This is a genomic window from Butyrivibrio sp. AE3009 (assembly GCF_000420845.1).
In the GTDB taxonomy this organism is placed as follows: Bacteria; Bacillota; Clostridia; order Lachnospirales; family Lachnospiraceae; genus Butyrivibrio.
In genome coordinates this window covers 20,299-42,051 of record NZ_ATVS01000026.1, presented here as the reverse complement: position 1 = coordinate 42,051, position 21,753 = coordinate 20,299, and the positions used below count along the sequence as shown (strand labels likewise).

The following is a 21,753-nucleotide window of genomic DNA, read 5'->3' as shown; positions in this document are numbered from 1 at the left end:
GGTTGCGAAGCTTTAGGGCGCATCCTCCGTGACTTCCCTTAAAGGTTGGGGCTTTCGGACGACAATTTTTGTGTGCCGGTTATCGGGGTGCTGGCCATCCCAAGGATCCGGCTGTTTATCCTTGCATCAGGGCGGCTGTAATTGCCGGTCGCCTGTTGGTGCCTCCGGGCGGCTTTCATTCCAGTGAATGCTATCCGCCTCTCTCATCATCAGAAATTAAGTAAAACTGATGCTGCGGTTAACGTAAAACCGACTTTCTTGTTCGGTTATTAAAAAGATTCGGGGGTCAAAAATAAAAAATTGGGGTTTAGAATTTTGTTTTATAAAATGTTTATTTTTATTTATTTTTATTTCTTCGTACCCCACTTTTAGATAAGTTATAATCGAATTAATATAACATGACACAGGAGACTTTTAATGAAAGAAGATGTGTTTGGTACGGAAGCTCTCGCAGTTCGAGAAGATTCCCAGAGGCTGAATGCTTTCATTAAAAACAACAGTAAATTTATCAAGCAATGTGCTTATAAATCTGTTCATAAATATGTGTCTGACAGCGATGATGAATATGCTGTCGCTCTGAGTGCATTCCATGAAGCGGTCCGCTCCTTTGATGAAACGAAGGGGGCTTTCTCAACTTTTGCTCAAATTGTCATCAAAAGACGACTTCTTGATCATATGGAGAAAGAGTACCGCCACAAAGCAGAGATAAGTGTCGAACCCTACATGATGGAAGGCGAATTAAATGAGGACGAGAACAATCCCATTGCCTTCGAGCTAAAGGAGAGAACAGCGACCCTGTCCGCAGAGAAAAGCACCTCTGTAAGTGCAGACGTTACCATCAAGGACGAGATTGAAGCCCTGTCCCAGGCATTAGAGCCCTATGGCTTTGGCTTCTCCGATCTTGTTGAGTGTTCTCCCACAGCACAGAAAACCAAGACAGCCTGTGCGATTGCCATCAAGACCCTTATCGGCTCCGATGAACTTATGAGCAGTTTTAGAAAAACCAGAACACTGCCAATGAAAGACCTGTCAAGTATGGCCAATATATCAAGGAAGATTCTTGACCGCCACAGGAGATACATTATAGCAGCAGTCGAGATCATTTCCGGAGATTATCCGCTTCTCTCGGAATACATGAAATTTGTTAAGGAAGTATGAGGACTACAACATGAAAGCAGTTGTAATGGAAGGAAAAAAGAAAATATGCGTAGTCCTGTGTGAAGACGGAACCTTCCGTAAGATCAGGGGAGTCCACAAAGTGGGCGACACCATTGAGGTTAAGAGCTCGGACTTTATAACAGCAGAGTCCTGTTCCACAACCTTAAGGAAATCACTCCCCATTCTGTCGGGTATCGCAGCAGCGGCAGTCCTTACCATGGGCGTTGGTTATTACGAGACCTCAGTTGCCTGTTCCTACGTAACACTGGATGCAACACCCTCCATTGAATATACTTTGAACCGTTTGGACAAGGTAATCAAAATCGAGGCTCTGAATGAGGAAGCACAACCGATCATCGAGACACTTACTCATCAGGGTGTAAAATATAACTCCATTAGTGATGCGATCGATATGACGGTGGAGGTTCTAAGAGCCAATGATTATCTGACGGATGACACAAATGAAATTATTATAGACGTGGTTTCTGAGAGCGACTCCCGCTCCGAGAAACTGTCCAAACAGGTAGAAAAGAGTGCAGCAGGCTCCGATTCATCCTTAAGCCTGTCTCTCCTTAAGTCCGACAAGGAAGACCGTGCCTCCGCCAAGGGCTCCGGCATAAGTACCGGCCAGTTCAAGGTTATCAAGGACGGCAGATCCACTTCCGCAGCTACAACAGCTACCACAAACACCGGCACAGCTTCCAGTCTTGGAACTGTTGCATCCTCTGCAGCAAATACTGCCAGAAAGCAGATCGCTATGTCTCAGACGCCGTATTCCTATCAGGATACAACCAGCGATGCAGCCAACACACCGGCCTACACACCGCCGTCACAGACCAGCGAACCTTCTGCTCCGGCAGTTAATCCTACCAAGAAGAAAAAGAAGAAAGCTCCAGAAGCATCATCTACTCCTGCTGACACAGCGGTTGCTTCAGCCAGCATCATAGAAGAAGGCAACGAAGTTGCATCAGCAGCCGCAACCAGCGCCGAGGCAAGCAAAGAGAATTCAGGAGAGGCATCCACTACTCCCACAGAGAATACGGACGCACCTTCCGATGGAGCATCGAATACAGAACCGGCCGCTCCCACAGAGCCCACAACTCCCGCAGAGAATCCAACACCCGAAGAACCGGGTAACGGTGACAACGGCGAAACACCTGCACCTGCACCGGATCCCGCACCTGCACCTACTCCTGCTCCCGATCCCGCACCTGCAGATCCCGAGCCTGCACCTGAAGAGCCTGCTCCATCCGATGAACCGACTCTTCCTGAGCTTCCCGATCCGGGACCTGACTCCGGCGAAGCAGATACAACGCCTGTTCCCGACCAGCCGGGATTTTCCGACAGTTCTTCTCAGGATATAAGTACATGACATATAACCAAAGAGGCTGAGCACATTAAGCGCTCAGCCTCTTATTATTTATCATATGATATTCAAAGCCTATAGGATATTAAGGATCAAGCCTCTTCCTCAGTCTTTTTCTTTCTTGTTGCTCTCTTGGGCTTTTCCTCTGTCTCGTCCTTGTCAGCAGCCTTCTTGGTTGTTGTCTTCTTAGCTGCAGTCTTCTTAGCAGGCTTCTCCTCTGTCTCGTCCTTGTCAGCAGCCTTCTTGGTTGTTGTCTTCTTAGCTGCCTTCTTAGCGCCTTCCTTAACGTTCTCTACAAGGAAATCAGCGGCCTTCTGTACTGCAAGGTCCTCTCTCATTGTCTTGAACTCTGACTCAGGCATAAGCTCCTTGAGCTTAGCAACTTCCATCTTGTACTGGTCAGCCATCTTCTGAAGTTCAGCCTCGAACTCCTCATCACTGATTGTGATGTTCTCCTTCTTAGCAACCTCTTCAAGTACAAGTCTTGCCTTGATTCTTTCGATAGCCTGAGGCTTAACCTGCTCAAGCATCTTGTCTACGCTGCTGCCTGTGTACTGAAGATACTGGTCCATGTTCATGCCCTGCATCTGAAGTCTCTGAGCAAAATCGTTAACGATCTGTCTCTGCTGAGTCTCAACCATAGCCTCAGGAAGCTCGATCTCTGAATCATCGATAACAGCCTTAACTACAACATCCTCTCTCTTAGCCTTCTCTTCGTTCTCTTTCTTCTCAGCAAGCTTCTTCTTTACATCCTCTTTGTACTCGTCAAGGGTGTCGAACTCAGAAACGTCGCTGGCGAACTCATCATTAAGCTCAGGAAGCTCCTTAGCCTTGATAGCCTTAACTGTGCACTTGAAGGTAGCATCCTTACCTGCAAGCTCCTCTGCCTGATACTCCTCAGGGAATGTTACGTTAACTTCGCCTTCCTTGCCGATCTCGAAGCCTACAAGCTGCTCCTCGAAGCCGGGAATGAATGCACCTGAGCCGATTGTAAGAGGATAATCTGTTCCCTTACCGCCCTGGAATGCAACACCGTCAACAAATCCCTCGAAATCAAGAGTTACGATATCGTTCATAGCAACTGCTCTGTCTGTAACTTCAACAGTTCTTGCGTTGGTATTTCTCTGCTTGTCTATCTCAGCATCAACCTCTTCGTCTGTAACGTCAAGGTCCATCTTCTCTACTTCGATTCCCTTATATTTACCAAGCTTAACCGGAGGCTTAAGTGCTACTTCAGCTGTGAAGATGAAGTCCTTGCCTGCCTCAAGCTGCTCAACATCGATCTTGGGAGAAGAAACAATGTCCTCACCACACTCTTCTACTGCCTTGGGATACTCTTCCTCGATAAGTTCGTTGGCTGCATCCTCATAGAAGATCTCCTTGCCATAAATCTTCTCGATCATCTTACGAGGAGCCTTACCCTTGCGGAATCCATTAAGCTGGATCTTGTTCTTATTCTTCTCATAAGCCTTCTGAAGGGCCTTCTCAAGCTGCTCTGCAGATACTTCGATCTTAAGCTTAGCCATGCTGTTCTCAAGCTTCTCTACTGTTACGCTCATTTTATTTGTATTTCCTCCTAGATAAATATTTATATAAAGAGCTGTCATATTGTGGTTTACAGCCCTTTTGCCCGCATTTAGGCACAATCGCTTTCAGATTATATCACAATACAATTTGAATATCCACATTTTTTTATAATAAAACCTTTTTGAAAACCTTTTTACCTGTGAAAAGGTTTTATTCATAATATGCACAAAAAGTTTGCCAATTGATAATTTTTATCAATAACCTTTATCTATTAATAAATAATTCCAAGAATTAAAAAAGTATTAAAAATCCCCAAATGATGCCACATTCCGCCGTATTAGTTGTATAATTTGTGTACGTTATATCGTATCTTTATGTTTATACAAACAAATTCCACGGAGGCTCATTATGGCAGATTCAGTGAAGAAAAAAAATGAAATCAGTGCAACAAACAGCATAAAAACAAGGCTAATTGCCATTATTTTGCTGTTAGTGTCTATTCCGCTCATTGTATCACTTATTATCAGCTACGTATCTTCAACCAATAAAGCTCTCGAAGATGCTAAAACTGCCCTTGGATGGCAGGCAAAATATATTGCCGCCGATTATGCCGATATCATTAACAAGAATCTTATGATCCTTGAGAGTATTGCCAGTAACCCTACAACACTCGTTTACATGCAGGGAACAGCAGGAATCGAAGATCAGGTAATGATTGATATGTTGACTTCAGGCGATAATATCTTAAACGACGGCAACTCCATGGCCATCGCAGATACCACCGGTATGCAGATCATAAGATCCACCGGCAAATGCGTTGATGTTCACGAAAGGGAGTACTTCCAGGAAGCCATGAAGGGCAATATCTTCATATCAAATGTCATCGTTAGTGCCTCCTCAGGACTTCGTCAGATAACAATGGCAGTTCCCATTAAAGATCCTTCAGGAACTGTACTTGGTGAAGTTCAGAGAAACTACAATCTTGAGGCTCTGCATCTTTTCCTTGAGCAGGAAACAGAGGATGCCTTTGTGATAGCCAGAGATAATATAATGGCAGCCCACGCAAAGATGTCCCTTGGCGTAGACGATGTATATGATCTTACAGGAGCTCCCTACACTTTGTCTGACCAGGGAACCATAATTGATAAGGTATCCTATGAAACACCACTGATCATGTCCTGGTGCACAGATGAGGTTACCGGCTACAAGGTTGTAGTATCTACTGACTATAACAAGGCTATGAATGCTGCTCAGAAATCTGCTATATTCACCATCATCGTTGGTGTCGTAATGTTGCTAATAGCTTCCGTTATTTCCTTTATGATGGCCAAGAGCTTCACCGATCCCGTCAAGGCTGTTAACGACTCCCTTGCCAAACTTGCCGACGGACATTTTGCCAAAATTAATAAATTCACTTCTCAGAAAGACGAATTCGGCACCATGGTAAACAGTACCAATTCCGTTATCGATAAGCTTGAGGACATTGTTCAGAGCATAAAAGAATCTGCCTTCAGCGTTGCTTCCTCCTCCGAAGAACTGTCAGATATGGCTAACCAGATCTCCCAAACCGCAGAGGACGTATCCAATGCCGTACAGGAAATCGCATCAGGAGCCACTCAGCAAGCTGATGAGATCCAGCAGGCCTCCGAAAATGTCGGACGTATCGGTGATGCTGTGGGAGATGTACAGAATTCCACAGACAATCTGTCAAATCTGGCAAACAAGATGAAGGAAGCCTCCGAGATATCCAGCAATTCACTGGCATCCCTTCAGAATTCTTCCACAGAGATGACAACCAAGATCGACGATATTTCAAGAACCATCGCAGCTACCCAGGAAGCCGTTTCCAATATCAATGACAAGGTTGAGGGTATCTCCTCCATCGCAACCCAGACCAACCTCCTGTCCCTCAATGCCTCCATCGAGGCTGCAAGAGCCGGTGAGGCAGGTAAAGGATTTGCGGTTGTTGCCGAAGAGATTGGTAAGCTTGCCGATGATTCCAAGGCAATGGCTGACGATATCAGAAAAGAGATGGATATCCTTCTCGAACAGTCCAAGGCTGCCGTTACTGCTGCTGAAGACGTAAAACAGGGAAATATGGACCAGCAGCTTGCTCTTGGCGAGACACTGGATGCAGTAAACGGAATGCTTGGAGATATCGGAAGCACCGTAGGCGGCGTACAGCTCATCTCCCAGGGTGCAGATACCTGCGAGAGCTCCAAGAATGCTGTTGTTGATACCATGAGTGCCCTGTCCGCAATCTCCGAAGAGAACGCAGCTTCATCAGAGGAGACAGGCGCCTCCATGGAAGAACTCTCCGCTACGGTTACAACCCTTGCAAGCAGTGCCAACGGCCTCAAGGAAGTTGCCGAGAAGCTCAATCAGGAGATGGAATTCTTCAAATAATCTATATTGCACATAATAACGGCGGACATGCAACATACGCATGTCCGCCGATTTTTTGTAATGTTTGCTTTAGATCATATAGTATCTCAACCAAGTTTTAGAGAACTCATGTAGGAATTTCTGTACTTGGGATCTGATGTCACATCCTTATCAAACCAGGGCGCAGGCTTGTATGCAGCTGCTGCCTCCTCCGAAGGAAACTCTACCTCTGCCACAATTGTCCCGTCGAAGGGCGCCTTGAACACGTCCAGCTCAATGACCATCTTCCCATCCTTAATTAGCTTATCAAGCTCGGGAGTATCACTAAGATACGCCTCCGAATATGCATCTTCGTTAAGCGGGATCAAATATCTTGTTTTCCTGATGACATTGCCGTCTGCCTTCTGCGCCAGATGCTCATAGGACTGTTCATCAAGAGGCATATTGTACTCTGTCTGTCCGATGTTATCTGTATTCTCGGAGATTGCAGATGATTTGTAGGTCATGTAATATATGTCGTCCTGCCTGCGCACTCTGATAGCGGGATGGACGTTGAGATACCCCTGCTCTATCTCATGGTAAGGATATTTCGTAAGATCCTCCGGAAGACTTTTCACAGTGAATTTCTTTTCTATTTCAATTCCCATTTTGAATATTTATACCTTTCTTTTCCCTTGGCAAAATTCTTTGTTATAATGATTTTACTATAGTTTAGAAGAAAGGGAGAATGATATATGGCAAAAGCAGTTATTTTTCTTGCGGACGGTTTTGAAGAAATCGAAGCTCTTACCGTTGTGGACCTCTTAAGAAGAGCGGGAATAGACATAACAACAGCTTCCATCATGGGAAGAAAAAATGTCACCGGCTCCCACAACATCACAGTAGAATCCGATGCTCTTTTTGATGAGATAGATTTTGACAGCACAGATATGCTGATTCTTCCCGGCGGAATGCCCGGAACCACCAACCTTGACAACTGCGTTCCGTTAAAAGAGCAGATCACCAGATTCAATGAAGCCGGCAAGATGCTGGCAGCAATCTGCGCCGCTCCCACAGTTTATGGCAAGATGGGACTTCTAAATGGCAAAAAAGCCACCTGCTTCCCGGGAAGAGAACCTGACCTTCTTGGTGCTGATGTACAGACCACAGAAACAGTCAAGGACGGCAATTTCATCACCAGCCGCGGCATGGGAACTGCGATTCCTTTCGGACTTGCGATAATTGAGCATTTCCAGGGTGCGGAGGCTGCAAGTGAGATGGCTAAGAAGATTGTGTACCTGCACTAATGGCACGGGGACGGTTTTTATACCAATGGGGACGGTTCTTAATGGTAAAGTTTTTTCTTTGCAAAAACTTTACCATTAAGAACCGTCCCCATTGGTATAAAAACCGTCCCCGTGTCATCCCGTGTCATTCTCATCTCAGCTTCAATATCTCATCCAGCAATCTGTCCGCTGCCTCAGCTTTAGACATCAGCGGCAACTCTTCCTGGCCATCCTTAGTGATCAGCGTAAGAACATTGGTATTAACGCCAAATCCCGCTCCTTCAGTGGTGAGGCTGTTGGCAGCGATAATATCAAGATTCTTTTTCTCAAGTTTCTTTCTTGAATTCTCAAGCAGATCTTTGGTTTCCATTGAGAAGCCGCAGAGAATCTGTCCGTCTTTTTTGTGTACTCCAAGATATGCAAGTATGTCATCTGTGCGCTCGAGCTGTAAGGTGAGGTCGTCATCATTTCCCGACTTCTTAATCTTATCGGAGGCTACATCAGCAGGTCGGTAGTCTGCCACCGCTGCTGCCTTGATAATGATATCCTGCTCTCCTGCTCGTGAAGTTACTTCCTCGAACATATCCCTTGCACTCATTACATTAACAACATCCATATAAGGCGGAGGTGTGAGCTCAACCGGCCCTGACACCAATGTCACCTTGGCCCCCCTCGCGGTTGCTGCCTTGGCAACCTCATATCCCATTTTGCCGGTGGAATGATTGGTAAGAAAACGCACCGGATCAATGGCCTCTCTGGTGGGTCCGGCAGTAACCAGGACCTTCATTCCCTCCATGTCATGCTCATGGCGAAGAGCATGGAGACATACCTCCAGGAGCTGATCTGCTTCAGGCATTCTGCCCTTGCCGGAAGTTCCGCAGGCAAGATACCCATCGGCAGGCTCAACTATTTCCCATCCGTAGTGCCGGAGTTTATCTATATTATCCTGAGTGACAGGATTGTCATACATGCCGGTATTCATTGCAGGCGCGCATATCTTGGGGCATCTGCAGGCCAGAACCGTGGTTGTGAGCATATCATCAGCAAGGCCGTTGGCAAATTTGGCAATGACGTTGGCAGTGGCAGGAGCCACAATAACCAGATCTGCCAGCGTGGCCAGAGCGATGTGCTCCACCTTGTGCTCATAGTTTCTGTCAAAGGTATCAATACTTGTTTTATTCCCGGTCAGAGAATCAAATACCACAGGTGATATCAGCTTGGTGGCATTCTCTGTCATAACGACATGTACGTCAGCATGCTGCTTCACAAGACTTGATGCCAGCGATGCTGCCTTGTAGGCTGCGATTCCTCCCGATATTCCAAGAAGTATGTGTTTTCCCTTTAACATGAGCTGTTCCTCCATACAATTTCCATTCCCTTGTGTATAAGGTCCGGATCATAAACAACATTTTCGTACATAATATGTGGTAAGACAAAAGGCGCATTTCCGCCGGTGAGAACCACCTTGAGTTCTCCCCTGTCACATCCAAGTTCCCCGGATACCCTTGCTGCCATCCCGTCTATCATAGCCGCGCATCCGACAACAGCACCTATCTCCATGCAGGTCTTAACATCTGTTCCTATAACTGCCTCTATCTTAGCATCTTTTGCGTAAAAAAGCGGGAGCCTTGCGCAGCGATCATCAAGAGTATCAAGGCTTAGCTGAACTCCTGCCGATATAGCTCCGCCTCTGAAACATCCTTCCTTATCAACAACCGACAAGGTGCTGGCAGTTCCAAGATCATACACACAGACAGGGGCTCCGTAGTATTTGGCCGCTGCAGCGCAGTCTATGAGCCTGTCGATGCCAAGGCAGCTTTCGTCATAATCTTTTATCATAAGGCCGGTATCATCGGCCGGATCTACAAAGTGAGGTTCCTTCCCGGTCAGAGAAAGAACTGCATTTTTCAGCATAATATTTGCATCGGGCACAACCGATGAGATGATTGTGCCCGAAATATCATTTGGGTTTGATATATTTTTGTCCAAAACCTGCTTAAGCGACGGCAGATACCCTTCCTCCAAGCCGTGAAGCGAAGTGGCAAAGCCTTCCTTAAACAGGATATTTCCCTCATATACACCGCAGACTGCGATGGTTGTATTACCTACATCAAAAGTAAGAATCATGTAACTCTACCTTATTTGGCCATTCTGCGAACCATGTCTACCTTCAAAAGAGCTGTAACTACCAAAGGAACAATAACTGCAGCACAGATTGCCTCAGGGATTCCGTTGGCTGCTACGATTCCAAGGATAACGTCTCTTACAGCATCAACAGGAATGTCCTTGGCTGTTGCAAAAGCCTCTTTGAAAAGAACGAAGATGAGACCCATAACAAGAGCTGTGTTGGTAAGAGCACCTACTACTCCTGCGATTGTAAGGGCGATGGTCTTGACGCCAAGATTAAACTTACCTGCTGCAAGCTTCCTGATACCTGCATAAACAAGATAAGGTGTTACGCCAACCAGCATTCTTGGTACGAGTGCGATCACAACTGCCCAGGGGCTGCCGTGGCCTGTGCCGGGCACGGGAACAAGGGGTGTGAAGGCAAAAGACAGAAGGCTGGGAGCCATGCTGTTTTTGATAAGTGATACGAAACCAAAGACGAAGCCAAGAAATGCACCTTTCTTAGGTCCCAGGATAACGGCACCGATAATAACCGGTACATGAAGGATTGTTGCCTTGATAAGTGGCAGGTCGATGAGCCCCAGTGGTGTGTAGCTCATAAGTAAAATGATTGCCGTAAAGAACGCCAGAACAGTCATGTTCTGAAGCCCGGTCGCGTTTCTCTCATTGAGCTGCGCGCCAAGTTCGCCGCCGGCTGCGGCAGTTTGGGTATTAGCCATATTCTGTTTCCTCCTTTGCTATCATTCCGGTCTCTCCGGATACAATGCAAGTGTATTATCCTATGTAGCCCATATTTTTGCAAGGAAAAATTGCCGATATCCCGCCAAAGATTGTGAACAAAGGCTGAACTCTGCGCAAAACCACTATACATCAACATTTAGCGATGATAAAATGGCGCTGCGTAAAGCATATTTTACAGCGTGGAGGGTAATAGTGTAATGAAAAAAGCAGTAGTGCGAAGGGGATTAGCATTTCTACTGGCATTTTCCATGGGGATTTCTACAAACCATATTTTGTCTTATGCCGGTGATCAGGCTGATATTTCCCAATTTGTAAGTGATGAAGATGTAATTATCGAGGAGGATACATTAGATCCGACAGATGAGGTCACCACTTCCGATGAAGTCATTGACGCAGATGAGACAATCACTGCATCAGAAGAACTCACAGAGTTGGAACCAATAGAGGAAGAACTCACAGAGGAAGACTCTGAAAAAGAAGACTCCGAAGAAGTTACTCCAATCGAGGAAGCAGAACTTACCGAACAAGTTCTCACCTCCGGAGATTTTAAATACACAGTAAGCAGTGGTAAAGCCGTTATCACTAAATATACCGGTAGTAAAGATTTCGTAACTATCCCTGAGACTCTTGGTGGATATACCGTTACAGCCATTGGAGACAAGGCGTTTTTTGGCAACGATAAAGTAACGACGATTCGAATGTCTCAGACATTAGAGTCTTTTGGTGAGTATGCATTTGCATCCTGCACCTCACTGGGTGACATATGGCTTTCCCAAGGTCTTAAATCCATCGGCGATCACTGTTTCGATAATTGTCCTGAACTTAATCAGCTCACCTTGTATGAAAACATTGAAACAGTCGGGAAAAACGCTTTCCCTGACCTCAGAATTTTATATTTAAACAACCTAAAAACAATTCCCGATAACTGTTGCAAGGGATGCAGTAAATTGAGAAGCTTACAGACATCAACCTGTACGGAGCTGGAATACATAGGCGAGAATGCATTCTATGGCTGTACTTCCTTACCTGAATTGAACATACCAAATTCAGTTATCGAAATAGGAGACAATGCTTTCTATGGCTGCAGCGGTGTAACCCATATTAATGGCGGACAAAAAGTGCAGCGCATCGGAGAAAATTGTTTCTATGGCTGTGAGAAGATCTTTATGCCTTATTTACCCCAAACAGTGACCTACATTGGGAAAAACGCATTTGCCAAGTGCACAGGATACAATAACATCAAAATCCCAGCCGGCGCAGTTGTGGACACCGGTGCCTTCAGTGACTGCCCCACACTGGATTATGTCACCATACTTGACAATGTTACTCTCAAGGGAAATACCTTCAAGGGATGCGGCAGTTTCAAGGGATTACATATCGGTGAAAACTTCCGAATGACCAAGACCGACTTTGACGGGATAACTTATAAGGGTACAATTGATGGTCTTACCTGGGAAGTGGAAGCGCCATCATTCCACAATCTTATAATTACAGGAACAGGAAGCATTCCCGGCTACTCAAGCACCTCTCCCGCTCCCTGGCAGTCCGCAGCTCCTTTTATATCACAAATAACTATAAAAGGCGATGTAAACAAGATTGGAACGGGTTCTTTTTCCGGTTTTGAGAAGCTTAAAGATGTAGTAATGACAGGATCTGTTCAACATTTGGATAATAATGCGTGGAATGGCTCCTCAGTAGATTTCATCGAATTATCACCTGCTTTATCCAAATGTTCAGGTAGCCCTTTTGGATCACCCGAAGAACTGATCTTTACCGGCAAAACAGCTCCGACAATCAGTTTTACATATGCAAGATTAGATAACTGCACAGTTTACTACCCCAGATCCGGCAAGGGATATGATACATCAGAGTGGCAAAGCGCAAGCAAAAGAACCGGTAAATTCATTAAATACGATGATTCCAATGGCGGAACCGAAATCGTTCTTGTCCTGGATACATCCTCCAAAATGACTCAAAAGCGCATGAATGCCCTCAAAAAAGCCGCAACCGAATTCACCGACTACGTCTGCGGCCCCAAGTATAACACCAGGATATCTATGGTAACCTACTCTGATGATTCATATATTGCCGAGGAAGGAACTTTTTTGAAAAGCATTCCCGACAGGCGCATCAATATGCAGGTAGCAAGCGGCAAGAGCAACTTCCTATCCGCCCTTCAAAATGCCGATAAAGTGCTTTCAAAGAGCTCCTGCAAGAATAAGTACATTGTAATGTTCAGCCAGGGATCTCCTGACGATAACAAAAAGAGCATATATGAGCAGGCAGATAAACTCAGAACAAAATACGGAATATATACAGTTGGCATCGATGTTACCGGTACCACAGAAGGCAAAACAAGGAAAGAAACCCTGGAAACCATCGCCGGCAGTGAAGACAGATATTTTAACGCCTCATACCTCCTTCCGCTGATTGCTGTTTTCAGAAAGGACATTGAGGTAACTCCTGCCCCCGATGATCCGGAAACAGAACCCACCAAGGTCGAGATCCACAGAGGGACCCCCTGGTACGACGGACTTAACACCACTGCCAAATATGTGACAGGTTCCGAAGAAGTAATTGCGATCAGAGTCACCCCCTCTAAGGAACTGGGTAGTGTCGCAAAGTATGTTGTAGGGCAACATGGTTACAGATCAAACCTCTTTGAGGACACAAACAGAACCTTTTCCATAATCCCCGGCAAACTTTTCAAAGAGAACTATAACCGGGAAAAGAACACCATTAACAGCAATAAGGGCATATACATTAACCTCCTCGATTCCAAGGGGAATGTACTTGAAACCCTTGACCTCAAAATGGCAATCACCGATGCCTTCAGAGTAACCTACAAAAAAAACGACGGCACCGACACGGTAGTATATACGCAGCTCGTTAAGCCCTGGGAAGATTTCAAGTACGATGCGGTTACACCCATAAGAGGCGGATATAAGTTCGCAGGCTGGTATGATATGGAAAACCCCACTACCAAGCAGGATTTCTTCCATGAGAAAAACAAGGCAAAGAGATATTACATTGAGGATGACATCACACTCTATGCAGCCTGGGAGAAAACCGGTTTTGATTTTGATACCCATACCTGGGGATTTACCAATTCTTCCACTGCTTTTTGTTCACCCTACGAACTGGATTATATTATTGATGGAGCTAATCCCTTCGGATACCTCTATAAATATGACATCCTCAATGAAGATTTTAAGATCCTTCTTGCTAATAACAACAACGCAGATAAAGCTGCATTTAAGGAAGCCAGGGATGAAAGATGGACAGGATCCTGCTTTGGAATGTCTGCCACCGCTGTTTTGTGCAGTCAGAATGTCATTGATACAGAATCCTTTAAAAAGAACCGCCCGAATCCCCGCAGCGTATCAATCAAGGATGATATGCCTTATAAACTGACAGGCAAGTTTGAAAGTCTGATCAATTACTATCAGATTCTTAAATGGAACCGCACTCTTCGTGCCATCATCAACAACGCAAGCGCCGAGCATACAAAAGCTGCCGAAGCCTCAAATATCGAAGCAGCTCTTCAAAAAATGAAACAGAATTATGAGCCTGTAGTTCTGTGTGTACTGATTTACAAGGGAGACAGTGACGAAAACCGTGCTGCTCATGCCATCGTGGCCTACGATCTGCAGGAAGTATCCCCGGACACATATAACCTGTCCATATATGACTGCAATTATAATGAGAAACCCTACTTAGCCGTTATCTCAAAGGATTCCGACGGGTACTTTACATGCGACTTCAGCGAACTGGAGAAGGAATACGGAAGCTCCGCTGACATATTTTTCGGTTCTGTAACCACCGCAGAAGAGATACTAACCAGTTCCGCAGGCCTTACTTCTCCGGGAACCATCGATCCCTACGGAGTAAAAGAATCAGATAAGACAGCCGCCGCTACCTACAGATTAAACACGAGCTACTCTTCATTTACCATCAGCAGCGGCAAAGACTCAGCAACAATACGGTATGGCAAAAAGACCGCAGGCAAACTCAAGATAAGCTGCAAAGGCACTGTCAACCAATGGGGAGAAAATCCGGAATATGAGTTTGAACTGCCTAAGCTCGCAGAAAATAAGAGCTATACCATATCTCCTGACAGCGTCTCTCCGGATCTGTATATAACAACGCTCCACTACAGCTTCGGCGCAGCAGGGTTCCACTCCTCAGTAAAGGCACAGCTCCCCGGCAAAATAACCATCAAATGTGGCGGCAATGTGGAAACCTCCTTCGACGAGGACACCAAGCAACAACTGTTCGTCACAAGCAATGCCGTGTCAATGCCTTGGTACAGCCTGTATGTAACAGCAACAGACAAGGCCGTGTCCACTGAGAACTACAGCGACAGATTCCATGTATCCACCGCTACTCCCGGCAAAACAGCCGAAATCACCGTTGAAGGCGACATCAACAAGACTACCTTTGATGCTCTCACCATTCCCGAAGGCGGAATTGACCTTAAGGAGAATGATGGCAGCTGCGCAGTGATAAGCTCTGATAACAAACCGGTCGATTCAAAAGATTACGGATACTGCGTCATTTTCAATTCTCAGGGAGGCTCCGTAGTGGACACCCTTATGAATGTCAGATCCGGCGAAACCATCAAAGCTCCCACGTCCCCTGAAAAGGATGATCTTTACTTCGCAGGCTGGTTCAAAGATGAAGCCTGCAGCCTTCGCTGGAATTTTGCCAAGGATGTGGTTGAAGCAGATACGACACTTTATGCAGGCTGGTCTACACAGAAAAACTTAAGCAGAACCGTTTCCTTTAATACAGGAACCAAAACAGTTATCAGCCCTGTGACCACCGATGTGGGCAGCACCATAACAAAGCCCTCCGATCCCAAGAGAAGCGGCTATGTCTTCTGCGGCTGGTTCAAGGATGAACAATTCTCTGATGAATGGGATTTTGAAAAAGACGCTGTTGTAAAAGATATCACTCTTTTTGCAAAATGGGCCCAAACCCATGTGGACAAAAACGGAGCTGATACCGGCATAAGCATCGAGATCCTAAGGCCCGAAAGCTATTACTATACAGGCAAAGCTGTTACTCCTTCGATAATTGTAAGAGACGGAAGTAAAGTCCTTAACGCAGGCACAGATTACAAGCTGACCTGCAAGAATAACGTTAAGCCCTGCGAACTGTCAGAGGTCGCAGCAAATGCCCCCCGTGTTCCCAAGGTCATTGTCAAGGGCATGGGTGATTACAAGAACAGCACACCGCTGATAGCTACCTTTAGTATCCACAAGGCTGACATGGCTGCCATGGACATAACCGTTCCCGAATATGTGCGCGTCAAGGGCAAAAACAAGCTCCAATATGCCGCTGTCACAGTTAAAAACGGTCCCTCTACAGTTAAAAAGAACCTCTATACCGTCAGCTACTATGTGGACGAAGACTTAACAGAAAAAGTCCCCGGAATCACCTTAGAAGGAACCTATTACCTGCAGCTTGAGGCCAACAGCCAAAACGGCCTGTACACCGGTGATTATCAGGGCAAATCCGGAATTTACACCATTACCTGCATCGGCAAAAATGCTACGGTTAAGGGTAAAGCATCACTGTCCTCATCAATGTTTGACTGCACAGGAGCATCCACATACACAGGCAGACGCGCTCTTCCCACCATCACCACAAGGCTGATCCCTGATCAGGATTATACCGTTTCTTATATGCGTGGTAAGGAAGCCATAACTGCAGATCAGGTCGTAGATGCCGGCAAGTACAGCATAGTCATTACAGGAATTAACAGATACAAAGGCAAAGTGACACTTCCCTACACAATCACCAAGGCAGACCTTGCAAGCGCTTTTGCCGCAAACAAGCTGAAGGTATCCGTCGATAACAGCGCAGCATATTCTCCTATAGGCGGCATACCAAAAGTAAGTGTATTATACGATTCCAAGCCTCTTACAGAGGGAAAAGACTACAAAGTCACATACTGTAACAACAAAAAGGTTACAAGCGGCAAATACGCCTATATAAAGATTACAGGCCGGGGTAATTTTGCCGGCACAGTATCAGGTAACGACAAAACAGGAGACTTAAATTATTCCGTCACTCAAAAGAATATTGGTGACAAAGGAATCTACGTCAATCTGGCCAAATGTTCCATGAAAGCCGGAAAGCCAAGCTCTGTCTCCGTAAAACTTACGCAGGACGAAAAAGTCATCCCCGCGTCGGAATATAGTTATGCTCTGAGCGAGGCTGAAAGTAATCAGTACAGCCTCACCATTACCGCCAAAGGTAAGAACTATACAGGCACCCGCATCGTCCTGCTCCCCGGCGATCTGACCGCTATCACGGACACAGAAAAAGTCAGCATAAAACTTGCTGACAGTAACAAAATCTATTTTACCGGTGAACAGATCACTCCAAAAATAGTCATTACAGATTCTGAGGGCAAGGATATCTCCGACAGCGTGTTCATAACTTACGACAACAATACTTCTGTCGGAACCGGCAAAGTAACCATAACCGGCGATCCCGAAAAAGGCTACTACGGCTCAAAGACTCTTGAATTCAGGATTCTTCCCAAATGGATGAAGTGGATATGGTAAAAAATAGGAGGGCGAGTATTTTACTCGCCCTCATTGTATCCACTGTCCATTCTCTTGTAGAAGGTAACTTCCGAACCCTCCACCTTCTTGCTGTCATAGGTTCCGGAATCTGCCCGGTTATACAGCTCCTCAAATCCAAAGGTATCTGTAGGATAAAAGAAAGCAGCTCCGATACTGATACTTATCTTGTGTTCCCCAAGCTCCGGAATATCCATTTCATCTATGTGCCCTATCAATCTTTCAATGATCTGATTACCGCCATTCTCGGTATATACCCCGGGAACATAGGCTGCAAACTCATCGCCGCCAAGGCGCATTATAATATCCTTTTCTCTGAAGGTCTTGTGCATGGCTTCACCAACTGCCACCAGAACCTTGTCGCCGACTTCATGTCCGAAATGATCATTTACATACTTGAATTTGTCCACGTCGAACATAATGAACATTCCGCCAACATTTTTCTTAAGAAGATCCCTTATCTTATTCTCTCCGATTCCTCTTCTGTTAATTCCTGTCAGCTGATCGGTCTCAGCGAGGTATTGGAGCTTGTCACGGGTTCTCTTTTCATCATCAATTATCTCAGATGCAAAGATAACGTCCTCCACATTCCCGTCTTTATCCCTTTCCACAACGATGAATCTGGCTCTCTGCCATAGATGCTCAAAGCTTAGGAACTCCTGGGCTATAGTATCTCTTCCCTTCATCCTGTCACTTAAAGTGGACAGATCCGTAAAGGTAAGAAGATCCGCCTTGGAACGGTCATCCGCCACAACTGCCGCAGCCTCTTTCATCATAACAGAGGCCTTGTAACCTGCTCCTTCAAAGAACTTCAAGGTCCTGTACTCCGCAACTGCGATTTTCTCATAGGTGTCCTGCTTCATGTCGATCCTGAGTACAGTGGAATAAATATTTGCAATGGCATTAAGATTCTCTGCACGCTGCCTTGCCTTAAGATCACGGAAAAGAGCGATAATATTTAAGACAAGAATAATTACAATACCAAGGAAAAGCATGCCTCCAAACAAGATTGCCGACTTTTTGAGATCATCCAGCTCCGCATCCTCATTGGTGATGGTAACAACATAGAGATTATACAGGACATGCCGTCTCGAGATGATGTATCTGTCTTTTGTGTCGTTTCCTGTCCGAAGTGTAAAAGTGCTCTTTCCTCCGTTTGTCATAATGGCATTGTAAATTGCCTTCTTAAAAGGATCCTGAGATACGGAATAGTCCACTCCCATCTCATCATCATTGGAATTGGCCAGAACAATACCCGCTCCGTTCATGGCAAGAACCATATGGCTTTCATCTGCCGTAACTCCGCTGGTTGTCATCTTCTTGAAGGTTTCGTAATCTATTGCAAAAGCAATAACACTCTCTCCATCCTTAAGCATCTTGACCGCTGTAATAACATACTCATCGGTTCTTTTGTTAAAATACGGTCCTACAAGGACATACTGCCCATTGGCCTTAATAGCTTCCTGATACCATACTCGCTCTGTGGGATCGTAGTTCTCAGGGTTCCAGCCAAGGCCGTGAAGGAACTTGCCGTCAAATACGCCGAATATTCCGCGCGCTCCTGTGGAAGATACAATTCCCAGTCTCTCAGACTCATAGGTAATAAATTGCAGCATAGTCTCCTCAGAAGCATCTGTGTCCAGCATATATTCAAGCGTCGCCGCGGATCCCTTAAGCACATTGTCAATCTGGGTCAGATACAAGTCAAAGGTCCCCTCCACCTGATATGACGCATTTTCGCACTTGCATATGAGGTTATTCTCATACAGATTCACAAACCTGAAATACATAATAAAAAAGGCCGCAAAAAATAAAAGCGGCCATACAATGAACGGTAGAATGTTTAGAAACCTTATCTTCTTTAAGTTTGTCGGTAATCCCAATAATCGTTTCATAATATTCTTTCTCAAATACCCACGATTATATTATAACTTTTGTAGAGATTCCGTAATCATAAAAAAGATTAAATATTAACTAAATTAAGTATAAATATTATTTTCAGATCTTTCTTGTGGACTCTCCCTCGATGAGTTCTCCCGGAAATACTATATGCTTATGTCTGCTCTCTCCGTCAATAATGTCAAACAAAAGCTTCATGGTCTCCTTGGAGATATCTCCCATGGGTTGGCGGATGGTCGTAAGTCTGGGAACACAGTAGGCTGCCAGTTCCTGTCCGTCAAAGCCTGCAAGAGACACATCTTCGGGAACTCTTAATCCTGCATCGGCAAAGGCCCTCAGCGCACCAATTGCAAGAACGTCGGATACACAGTACAAAGCAGTGAATTCCTCTCCGGAATCAATAAGTGCCTTGGCGGTATCATAACCATTCTGCATGGTGTAGATTCTTTTATCAACGTATCTGATAAGGTTATTGTTAACTTCGATATTGTTATCTTTAAGCGCCTCCAGATAGCCTTCCAGACGTAGCCTGACAATTGAAGGAGTATCGCTTCCCTCAGCCATGATCGCAATCTTTTTGTGACCAAGGCTGATGAGATACTCGGTGATCTTCTTACTCTCAAAGGCATCGTCAACGGATACTGTAGAATAGGCATTTCTGTTAAGATCATCCGAGATATCGGAACCTATGGTAGCAAATACCACAGGGACATTTAACTGCTTGACCTTGTCTGACGCATGCTTGGTACTGCCTCCCATGAAGATGATGCCCCTGAGTCTCTTCTCCTTCTCAAGCTCCAGAGCGACATCCACCTCATCCTCATAGGCCTCAACATGCCTAAGAACCAGTGCGTAGCCCCTCTTCTCGGTCTCATGCTCCACCACCTCGATCATGGGTGAGAAAAAGGGATTGGTGATACCCTTAACCAGCACGGCGATGCACTTGGCATCGGTTCTCTTAAGGTTCCTTGCGCTGTTATTGGGTATGTAGCCGGTCTCCTTGATCACAGCCATTATCTTTTTCTTGGTCTCAGGATTGATATCCGAGTGATTATTGATAGCTCTGGATACGGTGCTGACGCCAACGCCGCATCTTTTTGCTATTTCTACGATCGTTATTTCTGCCATATCTGTACTCTCACATATTTGGTATAGGAAGCTTCAAAATCACTTCAGCCTGCGGTATATTCTAGCATAATCGTGCATCTTCTGACAAAGCTCTTTTGTAAGGGCGTCCTTCTTCATTCTCCACACCCAGTTGCCGCCAAGAGTAGAAGGTGTATTGATGCGGGCGTAGGCAGGAAGTTCCAGATAGTCCTGCATCGGAATGATGACAGTGTCGGAGACGCTGGCAAATGCCGCTCTTATACACTCCCATACCGCATCCTTGGCATAGTGGATCCCCAGATATTCCTTGCAGAATTTCTTGTCCGCCCTTGGAAGCTGATCAAACCAGCCCCTGGTGGTCTCATTGTCATGGGTTCCTGTATAAACTATGCAGTTCCTGGTGTAATTGTGAGGAAGGTAATCACTCTCCTCCCTTGAATCAAAGGCAAACTGAAGTATCTTCATTCCGGGGAAGCCTGTCTTTTGAACAAGCTTTATAACAGATGGTGTAAGGAAACCAAGATCCTCTGCGATAACTCTCCTCTCACCAAGTTCCTTCTTCATGGTGTCAAACAGATCGTAGCCCGGTCCCTTTCTCCATTCTCCGATCTCCGCAGTGGAATTGCCAAAGGGGATTGCATAGTACTCATCAAAGCCCCTGAAATGGTCGATCCTGACCACATCGTAGAGCTTGTAGCACTGGGCGATTCTCTTCATCCACCACTTATAGCCGGTCTTCTTGTGATAGTCCCAGCGGTACAAAGGATTGCCCCAGAGCTGACCTGTTGCGCTGAAAGCATCCGGAGGACATCCTGCAACATCAATCGGTGTATTGTTCTTATCCAGCAAGAACAGCTCCGGATTGGCCCAGGTATCTGCGCTGTCAAAGGCAACATAGATCGGAATATCACCGATAATATCTATTCCCTTCTCATTGGCATAGCTCTTAAGCTGTGACCACTGCTTGGCAAACAGATACTGAAGGAAACTGTAGAAATCGATCTCCTTGGCATATTTGGCTGTTGCTTCCTTGATCGCCGCTTTCTTTCTGAGTCTTACACCCTCATCCCAGGTATTCCATGCCCTTCCGTCGTAGGCATTCTTAAGAGCCATGAAAAGAGCATAATCAAAGAGCCAGTCATTGTCTTTATCCTTCTTGAAGGCTTCAAATTCTTTTTTGATGGTTGCTGCGTCCTTGGCATTATCTCTGTTCTCATAGGCCTTCATAAGTAGCTTGAAACGGGCTCTGTACATCTTCTCGTAGTCGATGTATTCCTCAGAGCCGCCAAAATCACACTTATCAGCCTCAGCTTTGGTCAAAAGCCCCTCTTCGATAAGTGTGTTTATGTCAATAAAATAAGGGTTTCCCGCAAAAGTCGAAAATGACTGATACGGTGAATCACCATAGCTGGTCTGTCCCAGCGGCAGAAGCTGCCAGTAACTTTGTCCGGCCTCCTTAAGAAAGTCCACAAACTTATAAGCCTCCTTTGAGAAAGTGCCGATTCCGTATTCCGACGACAGCGAGAATATGGGAAGAAGCACTCCGCAGGCCCTACTACCCTTCTTTTTAGCCATAATAACC

13 protein-coding genes are annotated in these 21,753 nt (G+C 45.6%); 5 read left to right on the top strand and 8 right to left on the bottom strand.

Annotated features, from left to right (window positions below):
• The first annotated feature begins 417 nt into the window (after window positions 1-417).
• Both G588_RS0113035 and G588_RS0113030 read left to right on the top strand, forming a co-directional pair.
• A complete protein-coding gene (locus tag G588_RS0113035) occupies window positions 418-1,158 on the top strand; it encodes a sigma factor (protein WP_026668778.1) in 741 nt (246 codons plus the stop codon).
• A 10-nt stretch (window positions 1,159-1,168) separates the two neighbouring features.
• Complete coding sequence (locus G588_RS0113030) at window positions 1,169-2,530, top strand: anti-sigma factor domain-containing protein (RefSeq protein ID WP_022779181.1); 1,362 nt, start codon at window positions 1,169-1,171, stop codon at window positions 2,528-2,530.
• Window positions 2,531-2,616: 86 nt separating this feature from the next.
• Here the strand turns inward: G588_RS0113030 and tig are convergent, their stop codons facing one another.
• Window positions 2,617-4,083 carry a trigger factor gene (gene tig / locus G588_RS20245; protein WP_022779180.1) on the bottom strand — a complete coding sequence of 489 codons (1,467 nt, stop codon included), beginning with the start codon at window positions 4,081-4,083 and terminating at the stop codon, window positions 2,617-2,619.
• A 376-nt stretch (window positions 4,084-4,459) separates the two neighbouring features.
• Here tig and G588_RS0113020 point away from each other — a divergent pair, with 376 nt between their 5' ends.
• Entirely contained in the window at window positions 4,460-6,457 is a 1,998-nt protein-coding gene (locus tag G588_RS0113020; RefSeq protein WP_022779179.1) for a methyl-accepting chemotaxis protein, read from the top strand.
• An 86-nt stretch (window positions 6,458-6,543) separates the two neighbouring features.
• Here the strand turns inward: G588_RS0113020 and G588_RS0113015 are convergent, their stop codons facing one another.
• Entirely contained in the window at window positions 6,544-7,083 is a 540-nt protein-coding gene (locus G588_RS0113015) for a CYTH domain-containing protein (RefSeq protein WP_022779178.1), read from the bottom strand.
• An 87-nt stretch (window positions 7,084-7,170) separates the two neighbouring features.
• On the opposite strand from G588_RS0113015, the gene G588_RS0113010 reads away from it, so the two are divergent.
• Window positions 7,171-7,722, top strand: coding sequence for a DJ-1 family glyoxalase III (locus G588_RS0113010; protein WP_022779177.1), 552 nt, complete (start codon window positions 7,171-7,173; stop codon window positions 7,720-7,722).
• A gap of 130 nt (window positions 7,723-7,852) precedes the next feature.
• On the opposite strand, the gene coaBC is transcribed toward G588_RS0113010, so the two are convergent.
• The 3 genes from coaBC to G588_RS0112995 are packed head-to-tail and all read right to left on the bottom strand — an operon-like array spanning window position 7,853 to window position 10,547.
• Window positions 7,853-9,049 carry a bifunctional phosphopantothenoylcysteine decarboxylase/phosphopantothenate--cysteine ligase CoaBC gene (gene coaBC, locus G588_RS0113005; RefSeq protein ID WP_022779176.1) on the bottom strand — a complete coding sequence of 399 codons (1,197 nt, stop codon included), beginning with the start codon at window positions 9,047-9,049 and terminating at the stop codon, window positions 7,853-7,855.
• The gene (locus tag G588_RS0113000; protein ID WP_022779175.1) at window positions 9,043-9,828 is read right to left on the bottom strand and encodes a type III pantothenate kinase; all 786 of its coding nucleotides are present in this window, start codon (window positions 9,826-9,828) and stop codon (window positions 9,043-9,045) included. The genes coaBC and G588_RS0113000 overlap by 7 nt, the downstream gene beginning before the upstream one ends.
• A gap of 11 nt (window positions 9,829-9,839) precedes the next feature.
• Window positions 9,840-10,547, bottom strand: a complete 708-nt coding sequence (locus tag G588_RS0112995; RefSeq protein WP_022779174.1) for an ECF transporter S component — start codon at window positions 10,545-10,547, stop codon at window positions 9,840-9,842.
• A 219-nt stretch (window positions 10,548-10,766) separates the two neighbouring features.
• Here G588_RS0112995 and G588_RS0112990 point away from each other — a divergent pair, with 219 nt between their 5' ends.
• Window positions 10,767-17,147: a leucine-rich repeat protein gene (locus tag G588_RS0112990; protein ID WP_022779173.1), complete on the top strand. Its 6,381-nt coding sequence runs from the start codon at window positions 10,767-10,769 to the stop codon at window positions 17,145-17,147.
• A gap of 20 nt (window positions 17,148-17,167) precedes the next feature.
• Here G588_RS0112990 and G588_RS21665 read toward each other — a convergent pair whose 3' ends face one another.
• From G588_RS21665 to malQ, 3 genes are all read right to left on the bottom strand, one after another.
• The gene (locus G588_RS21665; RefSeq protein WP_022779172.1) at window positions 17,168-18,955 is read right to left on the bottom strand and encodes a sensor domain-containing diguanylate cyclase; all 1,788 of its coding nucleotides are present in this window, start codon (window positions 18,953-18,955) and stop codon (window positions 17,168-17,170) included.
• 208 nt (window positions 18,956-19,163) lie between these two features.
• Window positions 19,164-20,192 carry a LacI family DNA-binding transcriptional regulator gene (locus G588_RS0112980; RefSeq protein WP_022779171.1) on the bottom strand — a complete coding sequence of 343 codons (1,029 nt, stop codon included), beginning with the start codon at window positions 20,190-20,192 and terminating at the stop codon, window positions 19,164-19,166.
• A gap of 39 nt (window positions 20,193-20,231) precedes the next feature.
• Window positions 20,232-21,746, bottom strand: coding sequence for a 4-alpha-glucanotransferase (gene malQ, locus G588_RS0112975; protein WP_035788514.1), 1,515 nt, complete (start codon window positions 21,744-21,746; stop codon window positions 20,232-20,234).
• Window positions 21,747-21,753: the final 7 nt, after the last annotated feature.

Excerpts from the sequence above, each read along its gene's own strand:
- G588_RS0113035 (WP_026668778.1), top strand. The coding sequence starts at position 418 with ATGAAAGAAGATGTGTTTGGTACGGAAGCTCTCGCAGTTCGAGAAGAT.
- G588_RS0113030 (WP_022779181.1), top strand. The coding sequence starts at position 1,169 with ATGAAAGCAGTTGTAATGGAAGGAAAAAAGAAAATATGCGTAGTCCTG.
- tig (WP_022779180.1), bottom strand. The coding sequence starts at position 4,083 with ATGAGCGTAACAGTAGAGAAGCTTGAGAACAGCATGGCTAAGCTTAAG.
- G588_RS0113020 (WP_022779179.1), top strand. The coding sequence starts at position 4,460 with ATGGCAGATTCAGTGAAGAAAAAAAATGAAATCAGTGCAACAAACAGC.
- G588_RS0113015 (WP_022779178.1), bottom strand. The coding sequence starts at position 7,083 with ATGGGAATTGAAATAGAAAAGAAATTCACTGTGAAAAGTCTTCCGGAG.
- G588_RS0113010 (WP_022779177.1), top strand. The coding sequence starts at position 7,171 with ATGGCAAAAGCAGTTATTTTTCTTGCGGACGGTTTTGAAGAAATCGAA.
- coaBC (WP_022779176.1), bottom strand. The coding sequence starts at position 9,049 with ATGTTAAAGGGAAAACACATACTTCTTGGAATATCGGGAGGAATCGCA.
- G588_RS0113000 (WP_022779175.1), bottom strand. The coding sequence starts at position 9,828 with ATGATTCTTACTTTTGATGTAGGTAATACAACCATCGCAGTCTGCGGT.
- G588_RS0112995 (WP_022779174.1), bottom strand. The coding sequence starts at position 10,547 with ATGGCTAATACCCAAACTGCCGCAGCCGGCGGCGAACTTGGCGCGCAG.
- G588_RS0112990 (WP_022779173.1), top strand. The coding sequence starts at position 10,767 with ATGAAAAAAGCAGTAGTGCGAAGGGGATTAGCATTTCTACTGGCATTT.
- G588_RS21665 (WP_022779172.1), bottom strand. The coding sequence starts at position 18,955 with ATGTATTTCAGGTTTGTGAATCTGTATGAGAATAACCTCATATGCAAG.
- G588_RS0112980 (WP_022779171.1), bottom strand. The coding sequence starts at position 20,192 with ATGGCAGAAATAACGATCGTAGAAATAGCAAAAAGATGCGGCGTTGGC.
- malQ (WP_035788514.1), bottom strand. The coding sequence starts at position 21,746 with ATGGCTAAAAAGAAGGGTAGTAGGGCCTGCGGAGTGCTTCTTCCCATA.